At 38.2% G+C, this 4521-nt stretch carries 9 protein-coding genes; 6 read left to right on the top strand and 3 right to left on the bottom strand.

What is annotated here, in order from left to right; translation table 11 throughout:
- The 5 genes from VNZ46_RS12065 to VNZ46_RS12045 form a co-directional block, all read left to right on the top strand.
- Positions 1-429, top strand: a 429-nt coding sequence (locus tag VNZ46_RS12065; RefSeq protein WP_325560385.1) for a hypothetical protein, incomplete at its 5' end; no start/stop codon positions are given.
- Positions 426-617 carry a hypothetical protein gene (locus VNZ46_RS12060; RefSeq protein ID WP_325560384.1) on the top strand — a complete coding sequence of 64 codons (192 nt, stop codon included), beginning with the start codon at positions 426-428 and terminating at the stop codon, positions 615-617. The genes VNZ46_RS12065 and VNZ46_RS12060, both read left to right, overlap by 4 nt.
- Before the next feature lie 20 nt (positions 618-637).
- On the top strand, positions 638-1027 hold the full coding sequence (locus tag VNZ46_RS12055) for an AraC family transcriptional regulator (RefSeq protein ID WP_325560383.1): 390 nt from the start codon (positions 638-640) through the stop codon (positions 1025-1027).
- A 213-nt stretch (positions 1028-1240) separates the two neighbouring features.
- Positions 1241-1540, top strand: a complete 300-nt coding sequence (locus VNZ46_RS12050) for a hypothetical protein (protein ID WP_325560382.1) — start codon at positions 1241-1243, stop codon at positions 1538-1540.
- Between the two features lie 56 nt (positions 1541-1596).
- The gene (locus VNZ46_RS12045) at positions 1597-1953 is read left to right on the top strand and encodes a helix-turn-helix domain-containing protein (protein WP_325560381.1); all 357 of its coding nucleotides are present in this window, start codon (positions 1597-1599) and stop codon (positions 1951-1953) included.
- A gap of 70 nt (positions 1954-2023) precedes the next feature.
- Here VNZ46_RS12045 and VNZ46_RS12040 read toward each other — a convergent pair whose 3' ends face one another.
- Positions 2024-2611 (bottom strand): hypothetical protein, encoded by a 588-nt coding sequence (locus VNZ46_RS12040; protein ID WP_325560380.1) that lies wholly within the window; start codon positions 2609-2611, stop codon positions 2024-2026.
- Positions 2612-2815: 204 nt separating this feature from the next.
- The gene (locus VNZ46_RS12035) at positions 2816-3172 is read right to left on the bottom strand and encodes a transcriptional regulator (RefSeq protein ID WP_325560379.1); all 357 of its coding nucleotides are present in this window, start codon (positions 3170-3172) and stop codon (positions 2816-2818) included.
- 203 nt (positions 3173-3375) lie between these two features.
- Here VNZ46_RS12035 and VNZ46_RS29390 point away from each other — a divergent pair, with 203 nt between their 5' ends.
- Positions 3376-3591 (top strand): helix-turn-helix domain-containing protein, encoded by a 216-nt coding sequence (locus VNZ46_RS29390; RefSeq protein WP_414693490.1) that lies wholly within the window; start codon positions 3376-3378, stop codon positions 3589-3591.
- Positions 3592-3666: 75 nt separating this feature from the next.
- Here VNZ46_RS29390 and VNZ46_RS12030 read toward each other — a convergent pair whose 3' ends face one another.
- Positions 3667-4443 carry a hypothetical protein gene (locus tag VNZ46_RS12030; RefSeq protein WP_325560378.1) on the bottom strand — a complete coding sequence of 259 codons (777 nt, stop codon included), beginning with the start codon at positions 4441-4443 and terminating at the stop codon, positions 3667-3669.
- Between the last annotated feature and the right edge of the window lie 78 nt (positions 4444-4521).

Below are 4521 nucleotides of genomic sequence, written 5' to 3'. Positions count from 1 at the left end.
TTACGAACTATGAAAAACAAACAAGGATTAAAATACAACATACAACTCTTCGTCGAACTTCTGGATGATTTGGAAGATAGTTCCATTGACATTCCTGCTGCGGTGTATGCTAAAGTTGATGTAGCCTACCGAAGCTTATCCGGTTATCTTTTTGAGGTAATCTTATCTCAGAATGAAGGCCTGGAGTATAAAAGGTCGATCATTAAAAAGTTTATCTCCTCATTACTCGTTAGAACTTTTGCATTACTAAAGGAATATGGTCCAGAGGCTGAAAAATCTGGTGTTAAATTGAATTTACACCATGCTACGTTGCTACAAATCAAAGTGAGTTTAATACGCATTTTCCACTTGATTAATTATCGGTCATTGGAAGACCTCTTCCTGGAGTTGGATCTGGTGTATCGTCGAATTTTAAAACACAGTTTATGAAAGAGAATTTTATCCCCGAAGAATTGGTCAAAGCTTTCCTGGAGCATGTGGAAGGAAAATCCTTTACGCTTGTTGATGTAGCAGTGGCTTTAAACTTAGATGAAGAAACCGCAGTGAGCATCCTGATCTATTTAATAGAAAACAAGATTTTGGATGTGACTTGTACCTGGGTGCCTAATAAGAAGTAAAAGAAATGATGTAGGGACTTATGCTAACAAAAACGAAATCATATAGCAGAGGATTTAGGCTGGTGGACTCAGGTTATTATGCGCCAGACTTTCAGCGGTTAAGGGTATTACAGTCTTTGATTGAATTGGATTTTAGACACAACCGGGATATTAACGTATATGCTGTTAAAATGGGTACCAGTATCCATGCTTTGAACAGATTTGCAAAAGCTTATTTAGGCAGGTCTGTGTATGAGTTATTGCAGGACAGGATTTATAGAGAGACTTTGTACTTGCTGCAGCACTCTAGGCATACCATAAAGGAGATTTCGGAACTGTTGAGCTTTAGTGATTTGCCGTACTTCAGCAGGTGGTTTAAACAGAGAAATGGCCAGACTGCGAAGGTTTACAGAAAGGGGTTTAAGACGTGAATTACAGGTGCAAAGGTGGAAAATATGTTTTCTGATCGCGCTGAATCTTACAGATTCTGAGGCTTGATCATGAAATCATATTTTCTTGGGTGCAGACCAGTGAGGGTTCATAATAATTCTCCTCTCTGCCCTGTGGGCTGATGCCCTTTTTTAACCTTGCATTCAATCAAAATATTGACAAAAATTATTAAAAATCTAACCAAGCATAAATTTATGATTACTAAAAACGACTTGATCCAGTACTTCTGGAACCATTCTAACTTGATCACCTCTACTGAAGGTGTTGAACTGCAAATGCATGGGGATTCGCTTATTGAGGCTTCTGTGCTGCTGCGCAACCATGAGCCTGGTGTTGTGAGGCTTCAGCTGCGTGCGGCGTTTGATCCTCTGCAGAGATTTATAGAGGCTTTTCAGTTGAAGTCTTTGGAAGATCTTAAAGACATCAGCATAGAAAACCTGATGCTGCTGTATAAGAACGGGAAAGCGGAACTGAGTGTGACGGAATATCTGTAATTGCCTGATTTGCTATAATGGTATTGTTTAGGGATCATGATGTTATTGGTAAACTGATGGATTTGATTGAAGTGCATTTCAGGGAGCAGAAGAATCCGGGGTTTTATGCGAATCAATTGAATATGACACTTTGGAGGATTAATCGCTTGGCTCGTATTTATTATCAGAGGACGGTTTATCAGTTGGTTCAGGACCGGATACATCGGGAGGCGGAGTTGTTGTTGAGGACTACTTTGATGACGGCTAAGGAGATTGCGTTTGAGGTTGGGGTTTGTGATCCGGCGTATTTTAGCAATTGTTTTAAAAGGGTTAGTGGGTTGACGCCATTGAAATATAGGGGAAGTGAGGGAAAAAAACCTGCTCTTCTTTTCCCACTGGACCTTCCGCGAAGAGCTTCAGGCCCTGAGGTGTGAAAAGAGGTGCAGGTTTTTTTGGGGGGATGTCCGGGGAAGGGGGATAGTATGGTGTGTTAGGTAAATGAGGCTATTTTACCTTCCTTTTTGTTAATTTGCTATGTTCCCAAATGAAGTCATATAGCCCATCATTTTGATCTGCAGACTTTAAAAGAGATTGTACTTTCTTATCTGACAACCGTCCGCGTATGTAGTTATATTCAGTTCTTGTTTGCGTTGTTTGTATAACGATATCTTCCATTTCGGCTACAAAATCATATTTAAAATCTGCTATTACGGATGGTTCGTAAGATTTTTTAGTAGTAAAAGAGAGTTCAAAGTTGCCTTTTGGTATTTCATCATATTCTTTCAATAATGAAATGACATTAGATATTTCTTTATTGGAAGATCTTCTTTTAGAATGAAATTCGTAATCCTTTAATTCACTAACAAGAAGGGAGTCATCTGCAACGACAAACTGGGACTTCACCAGCCCATCGGTAATTTTATCGGGATTTACTTTTATAGTAGCTAGTGTATCCCTCAACCATTCTTTAAATACTTGTTCTTGTTTTGGGATATTGATTGCTGTGTTCGTCTTTTTTGAGTGACAGCTTGCTATCAATAGACAAATCGAGATGATTAACAAATTGCCGAAATATAGAATGCGCTTTTTCATTTTTATGTTTAAATCTATTGCGTTTTACTCGCGCATTTTGTCATTCCGATTTAGCGCAGCGATGAGGAATCTGTAAGTGCTATGAACAGTTCTTCTCTCAGTCGTGCCTCCTTTGAGATGATGGTGAGAGATAAGTCTGCTTTAGACAGGGTTAAGGCAGTAATTCAGGCAAAGCGGCGATTAATAAAATGGAGAAGGTAATGTCTAGGCCAATAATACTTCTGCGGGGATACCAAGTTTTTGATGTAATACCTTGGCAATTCTTAATGTAAGTGGTTTTTTACCACTTAACAAAGCAGAGACGTATCCCTTGCTTCCAATCCAACTAACCAAATCTTTATTTATAAGACCATTTTCTTGCATTTTTAACTTCACTATTTCTATAGGATCAGGTGATGGGATGGGGTAATGCTCGTCCTCGTATTTTTTTATTAGTAACAGCGCAATCTGCAGTTTTTGACCTTCTTTACTTTCAGGAGCTATGTTCAGATCAAATTGGTTGTCAACCCATTCTAGTAATGTCTGATAATCTGTTTCTGTTTTAATGATCTGTAATTCCATGAATTTAAATTTTAAATTTAATGTTTTCTTTTTTAAATTTCATTTTTTGTGGTTGACTTTTGGTGTACAGTTATAATCTAAAGGTTCTCTTGTTTGGATTGTTGCTTGTTGTTCATGGGCAAATTTAGAAATAGTTTGATTATTAATCATTATGATATTATTTAATTTTATATGTAATATTGTTTTTTTAAAAAATAGAGTAATTGGGTTTTATATATGCGTTATACGGGGTATGCGTTTTACAACTTCCCTTTTTTCACCCTGTAGTTGCGTTTGAGGTTGGGGTGTGTGATCCGGCGTATTTTAGCAATTGTTTTAAAAGGGTTAGTGGGTTGACGCCATTGGAGTACAGGGAAAAAAAATCTGCTCTTCTTTTCACACTGGACCTTCCGCGAAAAGCTTCAGGCCCTGAGGTGTGAAAAGAGGTGCAGGTTTTTTTGGGGGGATGTCCGGGGAAGGGGGATAGTATGGTGTGTTAGGTAAATAAGTCTACTTTAGACAGGGGAAAGGGAGTAATTCAGGTAAGAATCTACACTAGGTAGTACTTGAATTGTACCTTCTGGAGTTTTAGTTGCAATAACCTGTGTGATGACCAGACCTTCTAAATAGTGCCCCCCGATGTCGTAATTTTGATCTTTTTTGTTCTTTTTAGCGAGTTCTCTCCTTTCCTTAAGTGGAACCGTTTTGATTTTGGCTGTTTTTTCTTCCTCTTGATAAAACTGGTGGTAATGCTTGCTGATCTCCCGCAACAGCATTTCTCTGGTAAAGCCTCTAGGTGCATTTAACTCAAAGCTATATTTTTTATATAAAGGATAATCTATGATAACGATGACTTGGTTGTAGGGAACAACCACTTTGTCTTTATCTACAAGATATGGTATGTCTTCTTCGGGTTTCTCCAGGCTAGCCCAGGGAACAACCGCTTTATCTTTATCTGCAAGATATGGTATGTCTTTAGGCCAGGGATCAATCCTATCTTTAAAATCCTTTGTATTGTCTGTTAATACTTGAAATGGGATAGTCGCCAATAATTGCAAGGAGCTTTTTGGTTTTCTGGACATCTTGAGGCTTCCCTCTCCGGTAAGTGTTGTCTCGTATTCTACATCGGGTACCTTATACCGGTAGATGAATATTGCAAGTGCCAAAGCGGCGATTAATAAAATGGAGAAGGTAACTTGTTTAATAGAGCGCATAGTTAAAGTAGTTGGTGGTATAAATATACTGTACAATTTACGATCAACGAAACAATCTGGATAGGAATAAGTTACCAAACGGGTTGGTTTTATAATATGCGTTATATGGTGTGTTTATCAAAAAAACCTGCACTTCTTTTCTCACTGGACCTTCCG

The organism is Pedobacter sp., from assembly GCF_035566355.1.
Taxonomy (GTDB): domain Bacteria; phylum Bacteroidota; class Bacteroidia; order Sphingobacteriales; family Sphingobacteriaceae; genus Pedobacter.
The sequence above is the reverse complement of the archived record's forward strand: the minus strand, read 5'-3'. Positions and strand labels throughout refer to the sequence as shown.

Excerpts from the sequence above, each read along its gene's own strand:
- VNZ46_RS12060 (WP_325560384.1), top strand. The coding sequence starts at position 426 with ATGAAAGAGAATTTTATCCCCGAAGAATTGGTCAAAGCTTTCCTGGAG.
- VNZ46_RS12055 (WP_325560383.1), top strand. The coding sequence starts at position 638 with ATGCTAACAAAAACGAAATCATATAGCAGAGGATTTAGGCTGGTGGAC.
- VNZ46_RS12050 (WP_325560382.1), top strand. The coding sequence starts at position 1,241 with ATGATTACTAAAAACGACTTGATCCAGTACTTCTGGAACCATTCTAAC.
- VNZ46_RS12045 (WP_325560381.1), top strand. The coding sequence starts at position 1,597 with ATGGATTTGATTGAAGTGCATTTCAGGGAGCAGAAGAATCCGGGGTTT.
- VNZ46_RS12040 (WP_325560380.1), bottom strand. The coding sequence starts at position 2,611 with ATGAAAAAGCGCATTCTATATTTCGGCAATTTGTTAATCATCTCGATT.
- VNZ46_RS12035 (WP_325560379.1), bottom strand. The coding sequence starts at position 3,172 with ATGGAATTACAGATCATTAAAACAGAAACAGATTATCAGACATTACTA.